This is a genomic window from Candidatus Binatia bacterium (assembly GCA_036563615.1).
GTDB lineage: Bacteria > Desulfobacterota > Binatia > UBA12015 > UBA12015 > DATCMB01.
The window spans coordinates 226674-246873 of sequence record DATCMB010000018.1 but is presented as its reverse complement, the minus strand read 5'-3'; the positions used below and the strand labels follow the sequence as shown (position 1 = coordinate 246873).

Here is a 20200-nt window from a genome sequence, read left to right as displayed (position 1 = left end):
CTGCGCGCTCACGCCGCCTGTCGGCCGCGGGCGCAGTAGTAGAGCCCGATCGCGAGCACCGGGATGCACACCCACTGCGCGGGCGTGAGCCCGCCGTAGGTCGCGTCGCGCACGCGCAGGAAGTCGAGCGCGAAGCGCACCGGCGCGTACGTCGTCGCGACCAGCGCGATCACCCAGCCGTCGTAGCGGCGACGCTGCGTCGTCCACTGCAGGATCGCGAAGATCACGATGGTGTAGATCAGCTCGTAGAGACCGAGGTCGTGGCGCATCACGCCGTCGATCTCGACGCCGAGCGGCGACGAGGTCGCGACGCCGGGATGGTCGTGCACCGAGAAGCAGGCGAGACGTCCGAACAGCCAGCCGCCCGTGAAGCCGTAGAGCGTGCACTCCATGCCGCGCAGCACCGGGATGCCGGCGCGGCGGAACGCGAGCCAGGCCGCGAGGCCGCCGCACAGCACGCCGCCGAACGACGAGTAGTCGCTGCGGAAGTCGAGGAGAACTCCCGGGTCGAAGAAGTCCTCCGGACGGTAGAGCGCGACGTCGAGCACGTGCGAGCCGACGAAGCCGACCACCAGCATCCAGCCGACGGCGCCGAAGACGTCGTCCCACGGCAGCCCCGTCGCGAGCGACCAGCGTCGCATGAGGTGGATGCCGAACAGCACGCCGAGCGAGACCAGCGGTCCGAACGACGCGATGCGGAGCGGCCCGACGCGCAGCATCCCGAGCTCGTACGCGCCGAGCACGTAGTTGCGCACCAGCAGGGCGGCGAACAGCACGGCGAACAGCGTGAGCCAGAGCGTCGTGACGAGCCGGCCGCGGGCGTCCGACGTCACGGCGGGCTCGGGCGCGCGGTTCGTGTCCTGGCGGCTTCGGCGTGCGGTCGCGATGGTGCCCTCCGAGGGCTGCATTCTATGCCGTGCGGCGAACGGTTGCACCGCGCCAACCAAGGCGAAGCAGCGCGCGCTTTGCTACCCCCGCTGGCCATGCACCCTCGCTCCCTGCCGAGCGTCGACGCATTGCTCGCGCACCCGCAAGCGCTGGCGCTGCGCGAGCGCTTTGCGCGTCCGCTGCTGGTCGAAGCGGTGCGGCGCGTGCTCGACGACGCCCGGCGCGCGGCGCGCGACGGGGAGCGCTTTGGTGCGAAACGTTCCGACGCCGCCGCGCGCGCGACCGACGAGGCGTCGCCCGACGCGATCCTGCGCCGTGCGGAAGCGTGGCTCGACGCGGCCGCCGCGGGACGCCTGCCGCGGGTGATCAACGCGACCGGAGTCGTCCTGCACACGAACCTCGGGCGCGCGCCGCTCGGACCGCGCGTCGTGGACGCAATTGCCGCCGCGGCGGCCGATCCGGTTGCGCTCGAGTTCGACCTCGCGAGCGGCGAGCGCGGCGAGCGCGACCGGCACGTGCAGGACGCGCTGTGCGCGCTGACCGGAGCCGAGGCGGCGCTGGTGGTGAACAACAACGCCGCGGCCCTCCTGCTCGCGCTCGACACCCTCGCCGCGCGGCGCGAGGTGGTCGTGTCGCGCGGCGAGCTGATCGAGATCGGCGGCTCGTTCCGCCTGCCGGACGTGCTGCGCAAGAGCGGCGCGATCCTGCGCGAGGTCGGCACCACGAACCGGACGCGGCTCGAGGACTACGCCGCGGCGATCAACCGGCGCACGGCGCTCGTGCTACGCGCGCACCCGAGCAACTACCGCATCACCGGCTTCACCGAGCAGCCGAAGCTGCGCGACCTCGCCGCGCTCGCGCACGAGCGCGGCGTCGCCCTGATCGAGGACCTCGGCAGCGGCGCGCTGCTCGACCTCGAAGCCTTCGGGCTGCCGCACGAGCCGACGCCGCGCGAGTCGCTCGCGGCCGGCGCGGATCTGGTCAGCTTCAGCGGCGACAAGCTGCTCGGCGGACCGCAGGCCGGGATCCTCGTCGGACGCGCGTCGTTGATCGAGAAGCTGCAGCGCAACCCGCTCAAGCGCGCGCTGCGCGTCGACAAGCTGACGCTCGCCGGTCTCGCCGCAACGCTCGCGCTCTACCGCGCGGCGCCGGATCTCTCGTCCGAGCTGCCGGTGCTCGCCCTGCTGCGCCGCGATCCTGCGACGCTGCAGCGGCTCGCGCACGAGGCGTGCGCGCGTCTGCGCGCGGCCCTCCCCGCGGGCTTCTCGTGCGAGGTGGTCGCGTCGCAGGCCGAGGTCGGCAGCGGCGCGCAGCCGACGCTCGCGCTGCCGAGCTACGCGGTCGCGGTCACTCACGAATCGTGGAGCGAGGAGCGTGTCGCGCGCTGGTTCCGCGACGCGAAGCCCGCGATCGTCGGCCGCATCACGCGTGGGCAGGTGCTGCTCGACGTGCGTGCGGTGCGCGATCCGGCGGACCTCGTTCCGCACCACGAGCAGGTGTCGGCATGACGACGCTCGCGACGAAGACGGCGCACGGCGCCGCGATCCTCGGCACCGCGGGACACATCGACCACGGCAAGACGGCGCTGATCCGCGCGCTCACCGGTCAGGACACCGATCGCCTGAAGGAGGAGAAGGAGCGCGGCATCTCGATCGAGCTCGGCTTCGCCTTCTACGAGATCGACGGCCGGCGCTACGGCGTCGTCGACGTGCCGGGGCACGACCGCTTCCTCCGCAACATGCTCGCCGGCGCGCACGGCATCGACCTCGTGCTGCTCGTCGTCGCCGCGGACGACGGCGTCATGCCGCAGACCGAGGAGCACTTCGACATCGTGCACCTGCTCGGCGCGCGGCGCGCGATCTTCGTCATCACCAAGATCGACCTGGTCGACGAGCGTCGCGTGGCCGAGGTGCGCTCGGAGATCGAGGTGCTGGCCGCCGGGACGGCGTACGAGTCGGCGCCGGTGTGCGCGGTGTCGAGCGTCACCGGCGCGGGACTCGACGAGCTCCGCGCGGCGATCGTCGAGCAGATCGCGACGCTGCCGCCGCGCGATCCGTCCGGCTGGTTCCGGATGCCGATCGATCGCGCGTTCGTGATCCACGGCCACGGTCTCGTCGTGACCGGAACGGCCGTCTCGGGCGTGGTGCGCGAGGGCGACCCGCTCGCGCTGCGTCCGGGCGACGTCACGACCCGCGCACGCACGATCCAGGTGCACGGCGAAACGGTGACGCAAGCGGGCGCGGGACAGCGCGTCGCGGTGAACCTCGGCGGGCTCGATCGCAACGCTGCGCGCCGCGGGCTCGTACTCTCAGACCCGCGCGTCGAGTTTCCGACCGATCGCTTCGACTGCTGGCTCGAGGTGCGTCCCGGAGCGAAGCGTCCGCTGCGCTCGTTCGATCGCGTCCGCGTCTACGTCGGCACGGCGGAGACGATGGGCCGCGTCATCGTGCTCGGCGCGCAAGAGCTCGCACCGAAGTCGCACGGCCATTGCCAGATCGTCGTCGACGAGGAGCTCATGGTCGCGAACGGCGACCGCTTCATCCTGCGCAGCGAGAACGCGACGCGCACGACCGGCGGCGGCGAGGTGCTGCACCCGTTCGCGACGCGCCACCGCACGGTCGACGACGCGCTGCTCGCCCGGCTCGCGCGCCTCCGCGAGCCCGCGCTGCAGCCGCGCATCCACGCGTTCCTCGAACTGCTCCACGAGTTCGCGGCACCGGTCGGCTACGTCGCGCAGGCGATGAACCGCACCGACGCCGACGTGCGTCGCGCGGCCGCGGGCCTTCCGGAGATCGTGCCGCTACCCGAGGCGAACGATCCGCAGGCCTACACGACGCGCGACAAGTGGCGTCAGCTCGCGGCGCTGGTCGCGGAGGTGCTGCGCCACTACCACCGCGTGCACCCGCTGGAGTCCGGCATGGAGGCCGAGGCGTTGCGCTCGCGGCTGCGCGTGCCGGTGCCGCCGCGGCTCTTCCGGCCCGTGCTCGAGCGGCTCGAGGCGGAGGGTGTGCTGGTCCGCGAGCAGGCGCTCGTCCGGCTGCCGACGCACAAGGTCGAGCTCGCGCAGGACGACGCCGACGTCGCGACGCGCGTCGCGCGCGCGCTCGAGAGCGGCGGCTTCACCCCGCCGGACGTCAAGCAAATCCAGAAGGATCTCGACCTGACCTACTCGCGGCTGCTCGAGGTGCTGCGCGTCCTCGAGCGTCAGGGCCGCGTGGTCCGCGTCGGGCCGGACCTGTGGTACGCGAGCGCGGCGCTCGAGCAGGCGCGCGTCAAGCTGCGCGAGTTCCTCGCGAGCCGTCCGGAGATCACCGTCGCCGAATACAGGACGCTGCTCGGCGCGAGCCGCAAGTACGCGCTCGCGCTACTCGAGTACTTCGACAGCATCGCGCTCACGATTCGCGTCGGCGACGCGCGCAAGCTGCGGCGGCCAGCGTAGCCGCGCGCGTCGAGCGCGATCACGCGCGCGCCGGCACCGACGTCGCACGCGCGAACACCTGCAGCGTGCGCACGTCAGCACCCCGCGTCGCCCGCCGCTCAGTGCGCGCCGTGCGCCATCGCCGGGGACGTCGCGCCCGGGCTCGGCTCGGGAATCGACTTGGCGATACGCTCGACCGCCGCCTCGTCGATCGTCAAGTTCGCCTTCTGCTTGAGCTCCTCGTAGTACTCCTTGGTGCGCCCCTGCACCGCCTCGTTGCGCAGCGTCGCGCGAATTTGCTCCTTGACCTGATCGAACGGCTTCTGCTCGCCTTCGCGACGCTCCTCGAGCTGGATGATGTGGTAGCCGTACGGCGTCTTGACGACCTCGCTGATCTCGCCAGGCGTCTGGAGCGCGAACGCGGCGGCCTCGAACTCGGGCACCATGCGTCCGTGACCGAAGAAGCCGAGGTCACCACCCTTGCGCGCCGACGCCGTGTCGACGGAGTTCGCCTTCGCGATCTCGGGGAACTTGCTCGGATCCTTCTTGACCTCTTCGAGCAGCTCCTTCGCCTTGGCTTCGTCCTTGACGAGGATGTGTCGAGCCTTGATCGTCGTCGTCGAGTAACGCTCGGGGTGCGCATCGTAGTACGCCTGCACCTGCTCGTCGGTGATCGGCGGCGCGTCCTGCAGCTTGCGCACGACGCGCTGGATCACGAGACGGCGGCGCAGATCGTTCACCTGGCGCTCGATGTCGGGGTCGTCGGCGAAGCCCTGCTGGACGCCCTCGTCGAAGAGCAGCTCGTTCAGGACGTAGTTCTCGACGAAGCGCTTGCGCGCCTCGGCGTCCATCATCGTGCGCGACCGGTGCGGCAGGCGTTGTAGCTCGGCGGTCAGCTCCTCGGCGGTCATGACCTTGCCGCCGTAGCGCGCGACGACCTCACCGCTCTCGCTCTTCGCCGTGTTCGACTTCGCTGCTGCGGAGCCCGATGTCGCGGACGTCTGCTTCGCAGTGTCCGGGGCGCTGGTCGAGGCTGCGGCAACCGGAGTCTCGTCGCGCGGTGCTCCGCGCTCGCAGCCGCCGAGCACGAAGCCCGCAATCAGTCCCAAGCACAGAGAGAGTCTCGCGATCATCCCGCAAGAATGACAAGAAACGATGCGGCTTCCAACGTTGGAATCGCATGCGCGCGGCGTGAGGAATTGACGCCGCGCAACCCTCTCCGCTAAACCTGCCCGCGGCCGGGTTCTCCGCCGCGGTCCTCATCGCGCCGGCCCTCGTACGCGATGCGCTTTCCGAGCGAACAACGGTTCCTCAAGTACTGCGTCAGCAAGCGGCGTACGTACCTGAAGCAGCTGTTCGAGCGGCGCCACGCACGCGGGTTCTTCGACCTCTGGCACGCGGAGCTGCGCCTGTCAGAGAGCCGCTTCGAGATCGACGGCCTGTCGAGCGAGCAGACGACGCACCTCGGCTCGCAGATGCGCTGGCTGCTGTTGCAAGACCTGCACCAGGTGGTCCGCATGGTCGTGCCGGACTTCCCGCCGGCGCCGCCGAGCGTGCTCGCCGCGCTGCCGGGCGCGCTGCACCAGGTGCGCGTGTCGCGCTCGATGCTGATCGCGGGCGAAGAGGGAGTCGGCAAGGAGCAGCTCGCGATCCTGCTGCACGTCCTCGCGGGGCGACCCGGTGCGCTCGTGCGGCTCGCGAGCGCGGAGCTCGGCCACGCCGGCAGCTCGCCGACGCGTCAGCTCATGCCCGAGCGCGGCACGGTGTTCATCGGCCAGCTCGAGCAGATCCGCGAATCCGCACAAGAAGAGCTGCTTTCGTTCCTCAACGGCGAAGCGCGGCGGCGCGATCTGCTGTTCATCGTCGCGACCTCGGCCGAGCCGCGCGAGCTGACGAACAAGCACGGCGTGCGTCGCGACCTGCTCGTGCGAGTCAGCCAGACGGAGGTCCGCCTGCCGCCGCTGCGCTCGCGGCCGCGCGACGCGGAGATGTTCATCGGGGACGTGCTCTACGACCTCTTGCGCGTCCCCGCGGAGCGCCTGCCCGAGCTGCGCACCGAGGCGCGCGAGCTCGCCGAAACGTGGCGCAGTGAGCTCGTCGACCCCGACAAGGAAGGCTACGACTACTTCGCCGAAGCGCTGTCGTTCGTCATGTGGCGAGAGCGCAAGGCGCTCGCCTCCGAGATGCTGGCGCAGCCGTGGTGCCGCGAGCTCGCGCGCCAGAGCTTCCCCGGCAACTACGCGGAGCTACGCGAGCGCGTCGCGGCGCACTTCGATCGCGACGACGAGCGCAGCGGGCTGCGCTCCGTCGACACGTACGGCGCGTCGCAAGCGAGCGAGCGCGTGCGCACCGAGCCCGCGCGGACGCCCGCCGAGCCCGCGCCGCGTGCCGCCGAGCGCACGGTTCCGACCAACCTGAGCCGCGACCAGCTCCTGCGCGAGTACTACATCGCGCTGCTGCGCGAGGAGCGCGGCGACCTGCGTCGCGTCGCGCTGCGCGCCGGACGCAGGCTACGCAGCCTGCACGCCGAGCTCGCGCGCCTCGACATCCGTCCCAACAGCCTCACGCCGCACACGCTCCCTCCCACTTGATGATCGGACGCCGTCGCGCGCTCCCGACGCAACGAGATTTTCTGTTGCGCGAGGATGACGCTTGCGACACCATCCGCCGTTCGGGGATGTGGTACGTTCTGTCAGGCACGGTTTCCCCCACGGAAGGACACGGCGGCGATCGAGCGCCATCAGGTGAGCCGCTGATGCCAGTCGATCCGACCTCGAGGAGTCACCAGATGGACGATGTGTTGCGTCAGGCGGAAGCCTTGCTCCGCTTCTCCGGCGAAGTGGAAAACAGGATGGTCGAGAGCGGGCTCGGAGGAGTGAACGGCGTCATCGAGCGCTACATCCAGCTGCGACAGGCCCTCGATCGCCTGAGCCAGCGCGAGCTCGACTGGGCCAAGGGGGAAGTCGACCGGCTGATCGCGACGCTGACGGGCGTCGCCGAGCAGCTCGAGCAGCTTCGCGCGATCAAGCTCGCGATCGTCGACCAGCGCTGAGCGCGGTCGCGAGCGCGGCGCCGAGGAGCGTACCGCACGCGTCGAGCGCGACGTCGTACGGCGAGCCGACCCGGCTCGGCACCCAGGTCTGGTGCAGCTCGTCGACCGCCGCGTACGCCGTCCCGAGGGCGACGGCCGCGGCCGCCGTGGTCAGGGCGGCGCGCTCCGGGTGGTCGAGCGCGCGCACCAGCAGGATCGCGAGGATCGCGTACTCGGTGACGTGCGCGAGCTTGCGCACGAGCGCGTGCACCGCCTCCAGCGTCGCCGGTGATGCTCCGGGCAGCAGAAGCTCGAGGAGCGGCAGCAGGAAGCCGCCCGTCTGCTCGCCGCTGAAGTAGTCGCTCGACAAGAGCCAAATCAGCGACGCCCACGCGACGACCGGCAGCCAGCGCGACGCGACGTCGCTCGCCGCTGGTCGCGTCGCTGCGGTCGCTTCAGGCCGGGTCGCGCCGCGCGTCAGGGCTCGTTGCCGCTCCGCGCCGCGGCGGATGCGGTCTTCTGCGCCCGCTCGATCGCGAACGCGTACTGGAAGTGCTCGGGACGCAGGCTGCCCGGCACGCGGCGACCGTTGATGAAGAACGTCGGCGTCGACTCGACGCCGACCTTGGCGCCGATCGCGACGTCGGCCGCGACCTTGGCCGCCGCCGCCGGCGACGCGAGGCAGCGCTCGAACTCGCTCTGATCGAGACCGAGGCGCGCCGCGTAGCCGACCAGGCTCGGCCGGTCGAGCGCGCTCTGGTTCTCGAACAGCATCCGCGCGTACTCCTTGGCCTTCCCCTGCGACGCGGCGCACTCGTAGGCGGCCGCGGCCTCGCAGGCGTGCACGTGGCCTTCGGTCTTCACCTGTGGGTTGCAACGCGAGCTCAGCGGGAAGTTGCGGTGCACGACCGCGACCTTGCCCTCGGCGCGCGCAAGCACGGGTGCGAGGTCGGCGAAGGCGCGCGCGCACGCCGGGCACTCGAAGTCCGAGAACTCGACCAGGGTCACCGCGTCGGGATCCGCGGCCTCGTCGGGCTCGATGCCGAGGTCGACGACCGGCTGCGAGATGTACCAGGCATAGAAGCGCGGATCGCGCTCGCGGATCTCCTCGACCGTCACCGCGGCGGTCGCCGTGTCACGCGGCGCCTGCAGCAGGATCAGCGCGACGACGGCGGCCACCATCACGCCGCCCGCCGGCAGCCAGAACCGCGCCGGCGTCCAGCCCGGCGGCGCCGGCGCGCGCAGCATGCGCATCATCGCGAAGGCGACCCCGAAGAGCGCGACGTTCACGGCGTCCAGCGAGAGACAGAGCGGACACGCGACCCCGATGGCGACGGTCGAGACCACGAAGAAGTAGATCGAGATCACGAGCATCGCGGCGGTCACGGCCGCGAGCGTCGCGGCGGAGCGCGCGCGCGCCTCGCCGCGTCCCTTGGCGATCGACAGCGCGATCGCGCCGGTCACGAGGTAGCTCGCGAGCGCCCACCCGGCGACCGGGATTCCGAGCACCGTCGCGTACGAGCTCGTCAGGACGGCGTCGCACGACAGGCTGGCCGACAGGTCGCAAAAACTCGTGTAGCCACCCTGGCCAGCGGAGATCCGATGATGGATATAAAGCACCACCGCGCACAGCGCGGTGCCCAGAACCGAAAGGATGAGGGCGAGGGTGGGAAGGAATCCGAGTTCGGGCGCCGCCGAAGTGGCTGCCGTGGAGCGACGCGCCGTACCCATGTCGAACGACGATCCTAGCCACGCCCCCCCTGCAATTCAACGCGCTGCTTTCGCGTCGCTGCGTCGCGCGCTCGGCGTGCTGCTCGTGCTGCTCGCGTTCCTCGGGTTCCTGCTCCCGTCGCCGGCGCACGCGCAGAGCTTGCTGCGCAACGGCGCGTTCACCGACGGTGAGGGCGACAAGCCGGCCGGCTGGCAGACCGAGCAGTGGAGCCCCACCGCGGGCACGACCTTCGAGTGGAAGCGGACGCCGAGCGGGTTCGGCGTCGTCGTCGTGCGCAACCCGACGCCGAACGACGCGCGCTGGACGCAGAGCGTCCGCGTGCACCCCAACACCTGGTACCAGCTGTCGGGCTACGTGCGCGCCGTCGGCGTGACCGGCAGGGGCTTCGGCGCGAGCCTCGCGATCCTCGGCGGCTTCGAGCACAGCCGCGAGGTGAAGGGAGCAGACAGCGGCTGGCAGCCGGTGTCGATGTGGTTCAAGACCAAGCCCGACCAGAACCAGGTCACGGTCGCCTGCCGGCTCGGCAACTACGGACAGATCTCGTCGGGCGAGGCGTGGTGCACGGGCCTCGAGCTGGTCGCGATCGGGCGACCGCCGCTCAACGCGGACTTCGTCTACGGGCCGCTCGACGAGGCCACCACTCCCGTCGGCGTCCCCGCTGCGGTGGGCATCGTCGCGCTGCTCGCGCTCGCGCTCTGGCTCTACGGCAAGCTGCCGTCCGAGGTGACGCTCGGCGAGCGTCTCGCGCTGCACGGCGTGCTGATCGCCCTGCTCGTCGTCAAGCTGCTCGTCGCGCCGTACTTCATGTACCGCGTCGACATCTCGTCGTACTCGGCGTGGGCGATGAAGCTCGCGGCCGAAGGACCGGCGCGCTTCTACGCGCCCGGCTACTTCGCCGACTACCCGCCGGGCTACATGTACGTCCTCTGGGCGATCGGGCTCGTCGCCAACGCGCTGAACCTGTCGTGGCAGTCGGCGAGCTTCGTCGCGCTGCTCAAGGCGCCCGCGCTGCTCGCCGACCTCGCGGTCGCGCGTCTGCTCTTCGCGCGGCTGCGTCCCGGCGGACGTCGCCTCGCCTGGGTCGCGGCGCTGGGCTTCGCGCTCAACCCGGCGCTGCTCCTGAACTCGACCATCTGGGGGCAGACCGACTCCGTCCTCGCGCTGCTGACGCTGCTCGCCTTCCTCGCGCTCGGCGACCGTCGCTTCGAGCTCGCGTGGATTCTCGCGACGCTCGCGGTGCTGACCAAGCCGCAGGCGTTGCTCATCGTGCCGCTGCTCGTGCTCTGGCCGTGGGGCTGGTGGAAGAGCGGTCGTCCGCTGTCGGCGCTGCTGTGCATCGTCGCGACGGTCTACGTCGTCGCCGACCCGTTCCGCGGCGAGCGACCGTGGAGCTGGCTCGTCGAGCTCTACACCGGCACGACCGGCTACTACGCGGAGACCTCGGTCAACGCGATGAACCTCGCGGCGCTGCTCTTCGGCATGCGCCACAACGACGCAGAGGTCACGCTCGGCCTCACCGCGCAGACCTGGGGCTTCCTGATCGGCTTCGCCGTCGGCCTCGCGTTCCTGATTCCCTACCTCAAGCGGCGCAGCCGCTCGCTGCACGCGGCGCTGATCGCTTCCGCGACGCTGGTCGCGTTCATGTGCTTGACGCGCATGCACGAGCGCTACCTCTACCCGTTCTTCGTGTTCGCGGGTCTGCTCGGCGTGACCGGACGCGTCGGGGTGATCTACTGGGTGCTCTCGGCGCTGTTCTTCGCGAACCAGCTGCTCGTCTACCTCTACCAGCAGGACGCGAGCGCCGGACCGGTGTGGCTCTGGCGGACGATCGCCGTGCTCGGCGTGCTCGCGACCGTCGGCTGGTACGCGACGTATCGTCGCATCACCCGGCTCGGCGACGAGCCGCCCGGCGCGAGCGTGCTCGACGAGGACGACGATCGCTGGCGCGAGGCGGTCGAGGCGTCGCGTGCGGCGGCGACGGCGCCGCGCCCTGCCGCGTCAGCGCCGGCTACAGCCGCGACCGCCGACGACGCCCCGATGCCCGCGTGGACCTGGCGCGAGATCGGCTTCCTCGTCGTGCTGACCGCGATCTCGCTCGGCCTGCGCGTCTGGGAGATCGACAAGCCGACGGAGCTCGTCTTCGACGAGATCTACTTCGTCGAGCAGGGGCGGAACTACCTGCAGGGCAAGGACTTCATGGATCCGCACCCGCCGCTCGCGAAGCTCACGATCGGCCTCGGGATCCTCACCTTCGGCGACACACCGACCGGCTGGCGGCTCATGAACGCCTTCGTCGGCACGGCGCTGGTGCCGCTGATGTACCTGCTCGCGCGCCTGCTCTTCCGGCGCCGCGTCGCGGCCGGCTTCGCCGCGTTCTTCGTCGCGACCGACGGCTTGTGTCTCGTCGACTCACGCATCGCGGTGATCGACATCCACTACATCACGTGGGGTGTCGCCGCGTACGTGGCGACGGTGTGGCTCGTGCGTCGTCGGCAGTTCCACAACGCGTGGTGGCTGCTCTTGACGGGGACGCTGATCGGGCTGTCGGTGGCAGCGAAGCTCTACATCCCGTTCTTCAGCTTCCTGCTGATCCTCGGGACGCTGTTCGTCACCGCGCGCAACTTCGCGCGTGAGCGCGGCGTCGCTCCGTTCCGCTACGCGCTGTGGCCGGTGTTCGTCGTCGGGGCGACGGCGAGCGTCGTCTACGTCGCGTCCTACGCCCCGCACTTCCTCTGGGGCTGGTGGCACTCGCCGCTCGACCTCGTCAAGTACATCGTGATCAAGGTCCCCGAGTACCAGGCGGCGGTGTACGACGCGACGCACCCGTACAGCTCGAAGTGGTGGACGTGGCCGCTGCTGCTGCGTCCCGTCTGGTACTACTGGAAGGACCCGGCGCCGGAGCCCGGGACCGTCGTCGGCATCTGGGGCTCGGGCAATCCGCCGGTGTGGTGGGCGGCGCTGCCGGCGCTGATCCTCGCCGCGTACTACGCGATCCGCGAGCGACGGCTCGCGCTGGTCTTCGTCGTCGCGGGCTGGGTGATCCACCTCGCGCCGTGGGTCGGCATCGGACGCACGCTGTTCCTCTACCACTACATGGCGTCGCTGCTGTTCGCATTCCTCGCGCTCGCCTGGATGCTCGACCGCCTGTGGCACGGCGAAGGCAGCGCGGTCGAGCGCGGCATCGTCGGCGCGGCGCTGCTCGGCAGCATCTTGCCGGTCGCGATGGCGACGACCGGTGGCTGGGGTCCGGTGCTGTTCGTCGCGCTGCTGCTCGGCTACGAGGGCATGCTGTTCTCGTCCAAGCGCGACCAGACCCGCATCGGGCGCCTCGCGGTCGTTCTGTACTGCGTCGCGATCGTCGCGGTGGCGATCTACTTCCTGCCGATCTGGCTCGGCACGCCGCTCAGCAAGCGCGCGTGGGAAGCCCGCATGTGGATCTCCGGCTCAAAGCTCGGGAACTGGATATGACGCGACTTCGTTCCCGCCGGATCGTGATCGTGCCGAGGCTGCTCGGAGCCCTCCTTGCGCTCGCGCTCGTCGGCGTCGCCGAGGCGTCGACCGAGCTCGTCAAGAACGGACTTCTCTCGCAGGGCCGCGACGGCAAGCCCGACCACTGGCGCAACGAGAGCTACGCGCCGACCGCGAGCAAGTTCTCCTGGACGGTCGACGAGACCGGCGTCGGCACGCTGCGCATCGACAGCGAGCACCCGAACGACGCGCGCTGGGTGCAGAACGTCCCGGTGTCGCCCTTGACCTGGTACCACGTGACCGGCTGGATCCGGGCGGAGAACGTCGGCACGCAGACGATGGGCGCCTACCTGTCCATCATGGACACGTTCCACAACTCGCGCGACCTGCGCGGCACGACGGGCTGGCAGATGGTCGAGCTCTGGGTGAAGACCGGCAGCCTCGAGACGTCGCTGCCGCTCGCCTGCCGGCTCGGCGGCTACAGCTCGCTCAACACCGGAACCGCGGAGTGCACCGGCATCTCGGTCGTCGCCGCGGGCACGCCGCGCGAGGGCGCGCCGTTCGTCTACGGCGGCACGCCGGGCAAGGAGAGCACGGGAGCGAGCCTGCCGCTCGCGCAGGGCGTAGCCGTGCTGGTCGCGATCGGCATCCTCCTCGTGCTGTGGCGCTACCTCGCGCCGCCGACGTGGCGCATCCCACCGTGAGGCGCGTCCACCTCGTCGTCCTCGTGCTGCTCACGCTGGTCGGCGGCTGGCTTCGCTTCTCGTCGACCAGCTTCGGCCTGCCCGACAAGTATCGACCGGACGAGGAGTACCTTTTGTCGCGTGCGCTCGGCTTCGAGGGCGACTGGAATCCGCACTTCGCCGTCTATCCGGCCGCGTACCTGTACGTGCAGCACGCCGTGCTGCGCGGCTACGCGCTCGCCGTCGGGTATCGGCGGAACTTCCGCGAGGTCTACGCGTCGGACCGTCAAGCGCTCGCCTACCTGATCGCGCGCCGCACCTCGGCGGCGTTCGGCACGGCGACGATCCCGATGATCTACCTCGCCGGCGCACGCGCGTTCGGACCGCCGAGCGGGCTCGCCGCAGCCGCGATCCTGACCTTCTCGCCCATCCACGTCCGCGATTCGAAGTACGCGACGACCGACGCGCCGACCGCGTTCTGGCTGACCGTCGCGATCTGGCTGACGATGCGGATGATCCATCGCGGGCGCGTGAGCGACTCGTTGCTCGCGGGCCTCGCCACCGGCTACGCCATCGCCAACAAGTATCCGGCGGGCGCCTTGATGATCGGCGTCGCGGTGGCGCACCTCGAAGCGCGCTGGCGCGAGGGACGCTCGCTGTGGCGCGTCTTCCGCGACATCCGCCCGTGGGTCGCCGCGTACGCCGCGATCGTCGCCTTCCTGTGCGGGACGCCGTACTTCGTCCTCGACTGGCAGCAGACCGTCAAGGACTTCGAGTACCAGCGCGGCTTCATCGAGCGCGGCGTCGGCAACGAGCTCGCGGGCTGGGGCTGGCCGTGGCTGTTCCTCAAGGTGATGCCGGACAGCTTCGGCCTCTTGCTGATGGCGCTCCTGCTCGCCGGGCTCGTGTGGGCGGTGGTGCGACCGCGGCTCGGCACGCTGTCGCTCTTCGCCTTCATCCTGGTCGCCTTCGTCGGCATGACGAGCAGCCGCTACACCTTCTACCGCTACGTCCTCGTGCCGCTGCCCGCGCTCGTGCTGCTCGCGGGACGTCTCGTCGGCGACGCGTACGCCTGGCTCTCGACGGTCGTGCGCCCGGTGCGCGCCGGCGTCGTCACCGCCGCGCTGCTCGCGCTATGCTTGACGCCGTCCGCGATCCGCGACTGGAAGCTGAACCGCCTGCTCGCGCGGCGCGACACGCGCACGATCGCACGCGAGTGGATCGAGCAGAACGTGCTGCGCCCGGCGAAGATCGCCGCCACCGACCACCTCACGCCGTACGGCAAGCCGCAGCTGCCGCCCGGCTACACGCTGGTCGAGATGGACGACGTCGCGTCGCTGCGCGCCAACGGCGTGCGGTTCGTCATCTCCGACGAGTCGCCGCTGCGCTTCTACTCGCGCGGTCCGACGCCCGCGCAGCTGCGCGACCTCGAGCGCAACGCACGACTCGTGCTCGACGTCGATCCGCACGACGGCGGCGACGCGCCGCAGCCGGTATTCGACATGGCCGACGCGTTCTACGCGCCGCTGCAGCACGCCTCGAGCATGAAGCGCCCAGGACCGCGGATCCGCATCTGGCAGATCGACTGATCCTGCGGTAGCAGCCAGTCATGCAAAAGGTCACGATCTACCACAACCCCGTGTGTGGGAAGTCGCGCGGCGCCCTCGAGATCCTGAAGGAGCGCGGCGTCGAGCACGAGGTGATCGAGTACCTGAAGACACCGCCCGACCGCGCGACGCTCGAGCGCTTCCTGGACATGCTTCCGGGCGAGCCCGCGGAGCTGGTGCGCAAGGACAAGCGCTTCAAGGAGCTCGGGCTGAACGCGGCGGACTACGTGACGCGCGAGCAGGTGGTCGACATCCTGCTGAAGCACCCCGAGCTCATGGAGCGGCCGGTCGTGGTGCGCGACGGTCGCGCGGTGATCGCGCGGCCCTCCGAGCGCGTGCTCGAGCTGCTCGATTGAGCGCGCCTTCGTCCTCGACCGACGCGCGGCACGCGACCTCGTACGCCGCCGCGGACGAGCGCTCTCTGCTGCACAACGGCGCGCTCGTGTGGCTCGACGAGCCGGTGTCGTACGACGACGTGCTGCACGCCGTCGACGCCGCGGCGCGCGCGCGTCGCGAGCTCACGCTGCGACCGCCGCGTCTGCCGCTCGCGAGCGAGGTCCTCGGCTGGACGCGCGACGACGCGTTCCGCGCGAGCCGGCACGTGCACGCGGTCGCGCTCGACGCGCCCGCGGACGAGCACGCGGTGGCACGCACCGCAGGCACGCTCTGGGAGCGCCCGCTGCGCTTCGACCGTCCGCCCTGGGAGGTGGACGTCCTCACCGACGGCGACGGGCTCGGTGTCGCGCTGCTGGTGAAGGCGCACCCTGCGCTGAGCACGCGTGGCGCTGCAGCCTTGGTCGAGCTGCTGCTCGGGGACGGCGCCGAGACCGCGAGCAAGAGCGCTGCGCCGCAAGCCGGCGACGACCAGGACGCCGAGGAGGACGAAGCGTCGCGCGGCGGCGTCCTGCCGGCCGTGCTGCGCCTCGCCGCCCTGCTCGCCCTGCGCGGCGCGGAGGGCTCGCGCGCGCTCGCGAGCGAGGTGCGCAACCTGATGCGCCCGGGCGCCGCGCTGGCGCGGACGCGCGAGGTCGGTCGCATGCTGGAGTCGGCGGGCACGCTGGTGTCGTCGCCGGCGCCGGAGACGCCGTGGAACGGCACGCTCGGCAACCAGCGCGCGGTGTGCTGGCTGTCGCTGCCGCTCGACGGCCTGCACGCGATCGCACGGCGCTTCGGCGGCACGTGGCAAGACGCGTGGCTCACCGTCGTCGCGGACGCGCTCGGGCGTCTGCTGCGCGCGTGCGGTCGGCCGACGATGGATCTCTCGCTGCTCGCGTTCCGTCCCGAGCCGCGCGGCGGCGACACGAGCGCCTCCTCGAACGCGGCGGACGCACGCGGCGCAAGCTCCGCCTCCGACGCGAACGACGCGCGCGCCGGAGCCTCCGCCCCTGACGCCGACGACGCGCGCGCCGACCGTCCAGGCCCGATGCTGGTCGCGCTGCCGGTCGGCGAGCTCGCGCCCGCCGAGCGCTTCGCGTCGGTGCACGCGAGCGCGCGCGATCCCCTGTCCGCTGCGCGCGGCACCGGGCTCGCCCGCATGGCCGCGATCGCGCAGCGCCTGCCCGAGCCGCTGCAGTCCGCGCTCGGCTTGCTCGCGTTCCAGGCGGCGAACGTCGTGGTCGCGAGCGAGCGCGCACCGCAGTCGCTGTTCGTCCTCGGCAACCGGCGCGTGGCGACGCTCGTGCCGCTCGCCGCGCTGCCCTGGCAGATCGGGCTCGCGCTGACCTCGCTCGAGCACGACGAGCACGAGCTGACCATCGGCATCACGCTCGATCCGTCGCGCGCGCCGGCGCCGACCAAGGTCGTGCGCGCGCTGCACGACGCCTACGCGACGCTCGCGGCCGCGGCCGACGTGGCGCCGACGCACGCACGCGCCACGCGCTGACGCATCTCCAGCGAGAACCTTCTCGCGAAGGAGCGCCGAGCTAGCGACGCGCCTCGAGCTCCTCGATCTTGCGCTCGACGCGCTGCCGACGCGGACGCAGCCGCTCGTCGGCGGGCGAGGTGCGCTCGAGGAACGCTCGGTACAGCGCGAGCGCGAGCGCGCGCGGGCTCTTGCCGCCCGGTCCCTGGACCAGCGCTCGCGTCGTCGACCGCTCGCCGAGCACGGCGACCGCGGTGTGCCAGGCGTCCCGCTGCTCGGGACGTGCGACGTCGAGGACGGCGAGTGCGTCGGCGAGCTCGAGCACGACGGCGTCGTCACGCGGCGCCAGCGCCGCGGCGACCGCGAGCGTCGCGGCGGCCGTCGGTCGCCCGGCCTGGAACTCGAGGCGACCGAGGATGCGCCACACGTCCGGCGCGCAGCCGTCGACCTGCAGCGCGTCGCGCAGGCGGCTGATCGCGACGTCGGTGTCGAGCGCGTCGCTCGCGCGCTTCGCCGCCAGCGTCAAGCGTCGCACGGTCTCGCGCTGCCAGGTCGCGAGACCCTGCTCGCCTGCCTCGGTGAACGCCGCAGGAAGCGGCTTGCCGAGGCAGCGGAAGTGGTCGACCTCGTGCCAGCGACCGTCGGCGTAGACGAGCACGCGTCCGCTGGTCGCGCCGCTCTCGCCGCCGACGCGCGCGCCGAGCGAGTCGACCGTCCAGCTCTCGACGAGCGCGCCGGCATGCGTCTCCCAGCGCGAGCCCGGGCCGACCCGCGGCGCGCACACGAACTCCAGACGCGGCGCGAGCGCCCAGCCGCAGAGCCCGAGCGTCGTGCCGTCGCCCTCACCGGTCCGCAGCTCGGCGAGCACGACCGGGTCGCCACCTCGCGCGTCGAGGGAGAAGGCGCGACCGATTCCGGTCGGCGCCGGCATGCCGGCATGCTCGAGCTCGACGTCGAAGCCGTGATCGCCGATCAGCATGCCCTTCTCGCGCGACACGTCGATCAGCACGAGCCGCGGCACCGCGCCCCCCGCCGACGCGGTCCGGACGAGCGCGACGACCCAGCGCGTGCCGTCGCCGACCGCCTCGAGGTCGACGATCGTCACGTTCGGCGCGAGCGCGGCGGCGGCGCGCGCGCGGCGCTGCGCGTCGGTGCGCGGCGGCCGCGCGGTTTCGGTCGCGGCGCCGGCGCTGCTGCCGCCCGACGCCGGCGTCGGCGACGGTGCGGGTGCGGCCTGCGCGGGGTCGGCGGCCGCGATCTGCTTCTGCAGCCGATCGAATTGCTCGGTCGTGAGCTGCGGCGTCGGACGCGTGGCGCACGCGGCCAGCGCGCCGACGAGCGCGACGACGCCGCAGAGCCTCGCCACGTCGCGGAGCGTCCGGCGGTCCGTCGCACCGCGGGCGCGGACCTCAGCAGGCGAGCGCGAGCACCCCTTCCCCACCAGCGTCAGGCCTACACCCTGCGACGCTCGGCGGCGAGCCGCATCGGCTCGCCGCCGCGGTGAACGCGCGCGTTACGGCTGCACCGAAATCGTCGGCACCGGGTCGTACGCGAGCGTCCGCATGAAGGTCGTCCACTGCGTGATCGCCGGCGCGAAGTTGAACACCGGGAAGTGGCCCTGTCCGTCGTAGAGCACCATGCCACCGGTCGCGAGGCGCTTGCCCTTCACGAGGTTGCCCGACACCGGCGCCACCAGCGTCGGAAGCCCCGCGAGATCGAACGCCTCTTGGTACTGGTACCCGGGCAGCTCCGGGAAGGCGATCGGCGGGAAGGTCGGCGCGACCAGCGGATAGCCCGCGGCCACCACCATCGACGCCGTCATCGGCGTCGTCACGTAGGCGTCCGCGGTGCCGTGCGTGAAGAGAATCGACAGCGGCGGGCCCTTGCGTCGCTTGGCGAACAACGGCGCGTACGCGACCGGGTCCGACACCTCGCTGCCCATCTGCAGCAGGTGCAGCGCCGGATGGAACAGGTCGACCGGTCCGCCGAGCAGGAGCGAGACCAGCTCGCGCAGCTTGAGCCCGGCGAAGAACTCCTGCTCGCGGGTCAGGATGTTCACCAGCAGGTGACCGCCGCCTGCCGACAGCACGCCACCCTGCACGTTGCTCGCGACGGCGAGGAACAGCGGACCGGTGGTCGCGCCCTGCGAGTGCCCCATGTAGGAGATGCGCTTGCGGTCGAAGCGAATTTTGCGCTTGGTCGCGACGAATCCGGCCCCCGGCGCGACGTTGATCAGCGTCGGCTCGATCGCCAGACGCCGCACGAGCTGGTGGACGGCGAGCGAGTCCGCGGCGGCCTGCAGCGGGTTGTCGCGCAAGGAGTCCGGGTTCAGCGGGTTGTAGAAGTTCGACCCGTCGGGCGTCGCACCGGCGCGCAGGCCGTGCAGCGGCTGGTCGATGCCGAGCGACGCGATGCCGGCGCTCGCGAGACGTCCCGCGGTGCCGTCGTTGATGAAGCTGTTCCGGCTGCCGCCGGTGCCGTGCATGTAGGGCGCGATCGGCCAGCCGCTCTTGGGCATCACGATCGTGCCGTCCTCTCGCTCCTTGGGCACCGTGAGCACGAAGTTCAGCGTCTCCACGCGCTGCACGATCGGCCGCCCGTTCTTGTCGAACTGGAAGATGCCGGTGCCCGGATCGCTGAACGGCGGCGTGCCGTTCTGGAACTGCGGCGCCTGGAACTGGCCGGTGAACACCCAGTAGTGACCGTTCGAGCGTGCCACGTCGAGCGCAAGATTCGTCGCAACGGGGCGTACCTTCGAGCGAATCCAGCGCGCGGCCACCTCGAGCTTGCGCGTCGCGTCGCCGGTGCGGAACACGGTGGCCGCGACCACGCGGTCACGCGGAATCCCCTCGAAGCGCTCGAGCTGCCGCCAGAGCTTGCGGTAGAGCGGCAGCGCCTTCTTCTCGTACGCGCCCTGCGCGGTGAGATCGCGCATGCGCTCGATGAACGGCGACGGCGTCACCGGGAGCGCGTCGTCGCCGAGCAGGTCGTCGGTGATCACCGCGGCGTAGAGCGTGTCGGGCTCGAGCGGGTGACCGGGCACCGGCATGATCCCGAGCAGGTGATCGTCGCGCCATTCGTCGCCGACCGAGCGGTACTCGATCCAGAGCGGCGTGCGCTGCCTTCGATTGCGCGACGACGTGTCGATGTTGATCAGGAAGACGCTCGAGCCGGGCGCGCGCGACGCCTCCGGATTCGCGGGCAGCGACGAAGGGTCGATGTCGCCGTCGAACTTGAAGAACACGCCGGAGTTGATGCCGAAGCCTTCGGTGCGCTCGAGCGAGTCGCGATAGGCGCCGATCAGCGGGTTGCCGCCCGGGAACGGAAAGTTCGCCAGCGACACCGTGCCGTCCGGGTCGCGGCGCAGCTCGAACGGGAACGGCATGTCGTAGAACGAGACGCCGTTGGGATCGAAGACCGCCTCGACCGCCGCGGCAGGGGCAGGTGCGAGCAGCAGGAAGGCGGCGAGCAGGATACGGGAGCGGCGCATTCAGGACCTCCGACGCTGGGCC

Annotated in this window: 15 protein-coding genes; 9 read left to right on the top strand and 6 right to left on the bottom strand. The window is 71.4% G+C overall.

Features of this window, described 5'->3' with window-relative positions; all coding sequences use genetic code 11:
- Positions 1-8 precede the first annotated feature (8 nt).
- On the bottom strand, positions 9-908 hold the full coding sequence (locus tag VIS07_15185) for a prolipoprotein diacylglyceryl transferase family protein (protein ID HEY8516851.1): 900 nt from the start codon (positions 906-908) through the stop codon (positions 9-11).
- 75 nt (positions 909-983) lie between these two features.
- Here VIS07_15185 and selA point away from each other — a divergent pair, with 75 nt between their 5' ends.
- Together selA and selB are read left to right on the top strand one after the other, a co-directional pair.
- Positions 984-2396, top strand: a complete 1413-nt coding sequence (selA, locus tag VIS07_15180) for an L-seryl-tRNA(Sec) selenium transferase (GenBank protein HEY8516850.1) — start codon at positions 984-986, stop codon at positions 2394-2396.
- A complete protein-coding gene (gene selB, locus VIS07_15175; GenBank protein HEY8516849.1) occupies positions 2393-4327 on the top strand; it encodes a selenocysteine-specific translation elongation factor in 1935 nt (644 codons plus the stop codon). The genes selA and selB overlap by 4 nt, the downstream gene beginning before the upstream one ends.
- A 98-nt stretch (positions 4328-4425) precedes the next feature.
- Here selB and VIS07_15170 read toward each other — a convergent pair whose 3' ends face one another.
- Positions 4426-5217 carry a peptidylprolyl isomerase gene (locus VIS07_15170; GenBank protein ID HEY8516848.1) on the bottom strand — a complete coding sequence of 264 codons (792 nt, stop codon included), beginning with the start codon at positions 5215-5217 and terminating at the stop codon, positions 4426-4428.
- A gap of 372 nt (positions 5218-5589) precedes the next feature.
- Here VIS07_15170 and VIS07_15165 point away from each other — a divergent pair, with 372 nt between their 5' ends.
- Complete coding sequence (locus VIS07_15165; protein HEY8516847.1) at positions 5590-6897, top strand: hypothetical protein; 1308 nt, start codon at positions 5590-5592, stop codon at positions 6895-6897.
- Positions 6897-7358, top strand: a complete 462-nt coding sequence (locus VIS07_15160; protein HEY8516846.1) for a hypothetical protein — start codon at positions 6897-6899, stop codon at positions 7356-7358. The genes VIS07_15165 and VIS07_15160 overlap by 1 nt, the downstream gene beginning before the upstream one ends.
- Here VIS07_15160 and VIS07_15155 read toward each other — a convergent pair.
- On the bottom strand, positions 7330-7707 hold the full coding sequence (locus VIS07_15155; GenBank protein HEY8516845.1) for a VanZ family protein: 378 nt from the start codon (positions 7705-7707) through the stop codon (positions 7330-7332). The genes VIS07_15160 and VIS07_15155 overlap by 29 nt on opposite strands.
- Positions 7708-7814: 107 nt before the next feature.
- Entirely contained in the window at positions 7815-9068 is a 1254-nt protein-coding gene (locus VIS07_15150; protein HEY8516844.1) for a thioredoxin domain-containing protein, read from the bottom strand.
- A 76-nt stretch (positions 9069-9144) separates the two neighbouring features.
- Here VIS07_15150 and VIS07_15145 point away from each other — a divergent pair, with 76 nt between their 5' ends.
- The 5 genes from VIS07_15145 to VIS07_15125 are packed head-to-tail and all read left to right on the top strand — an operon-like array spanning position 9145 to position 16709.
- A complete protein-coding gene (locus tag VIS07_15145; GenBank protein ID HEY8516843.1) occupies positions 9145-12537 on the top strand; it encodes a phospholipid carrier-dependent glycosyltransferase in 3393 nt (1130 codons plus the stop codon).
- The gene (locus VIS07_15140; GenBank protein HEY8516842.1) at positions 12534-13241 is read left to right on the top strand and encodes a hypothetical protein; all 708 of its coding nucleotides are present in this window, start codon (positions 12534-12536) and stop codon (positions 13239-13241) included. Before VIS07_15145 ends, VIS07_15140 begins: the two co-directional genes overlap by 4 nt.
- Positions 13238-14809 (top strand): glycosyltransferase family 39 protein, encoded by a 1572-nt coding sequence (locus tag VIS07_15135; protein ID HEY8516841.1) that lies wholly within the window; start codon positions 13238-13240, stop codon positions 14807-14809. The genes VIS07_15140 and VIS07_15135 overlap by 4 nt, the downstream gene beginning before the upstream one ends.
- A 20-nt stretch (positions 14810-14829) precedes the next feature.
- The gene (gene arsC, locus VIS07_15130) at positions 14830-15183 is read left to right on the top strand and encodes an arsenate reductase (glutaredoxin) (GenBank protein HEY8516840.1); all 354 of its coding nucleotides are present in this window, start codon (positions 14830-14832) and stop codon (positions 15181-15183) included.
- Positions 15180-16709, top strand: coding sequence for a wax ester/triacylglycerol synthase domain-containing protein (locus tag VIS07_15125; GenBank protein HEY8516839.1), 1530 nt, complete (start codon positions 15180-15182; stop codon positions 16707-16709). The genes arsC and VIS07_15125 overlap by 4 nt, the downstream gene beginning before the upstream one ends.
- Positions 16710-16749: 40 nt before the next feature.
- Here VIS07_15125 and VIS07_15120 read toward each other — a convergent pair whose 3' ends face one another.
- Together VIS07_15120 and VIS07_15115 are read right to left on the bottom strand one after the other, a co-directional pair.
- Positions 16750-18054 carry a hypothetical protein gene (locus VIS07_15120; protein ID HEY8516838.1) on the bottom strand — a complete coding sequence of 435 codons (1305 nt, stop codon included), beginning with the start codon at positions 18052-18054 and terminating at the stop codon, positions 16750-16752.
- A gap of 147 nt (positions 18055-18201) precedes the next feature.
- Complete coding sequence (locus tag VIS07_15115; GenBank protein ID HEY8516837.1) at positions 18202-20178, bottom strand: hypothetical protein; 1977 nt, start codon at positions 20176-20178, stop codon at positions 18202-18204.
- Positions 20179-20200 lie beyond the last annotated feature (22 nt).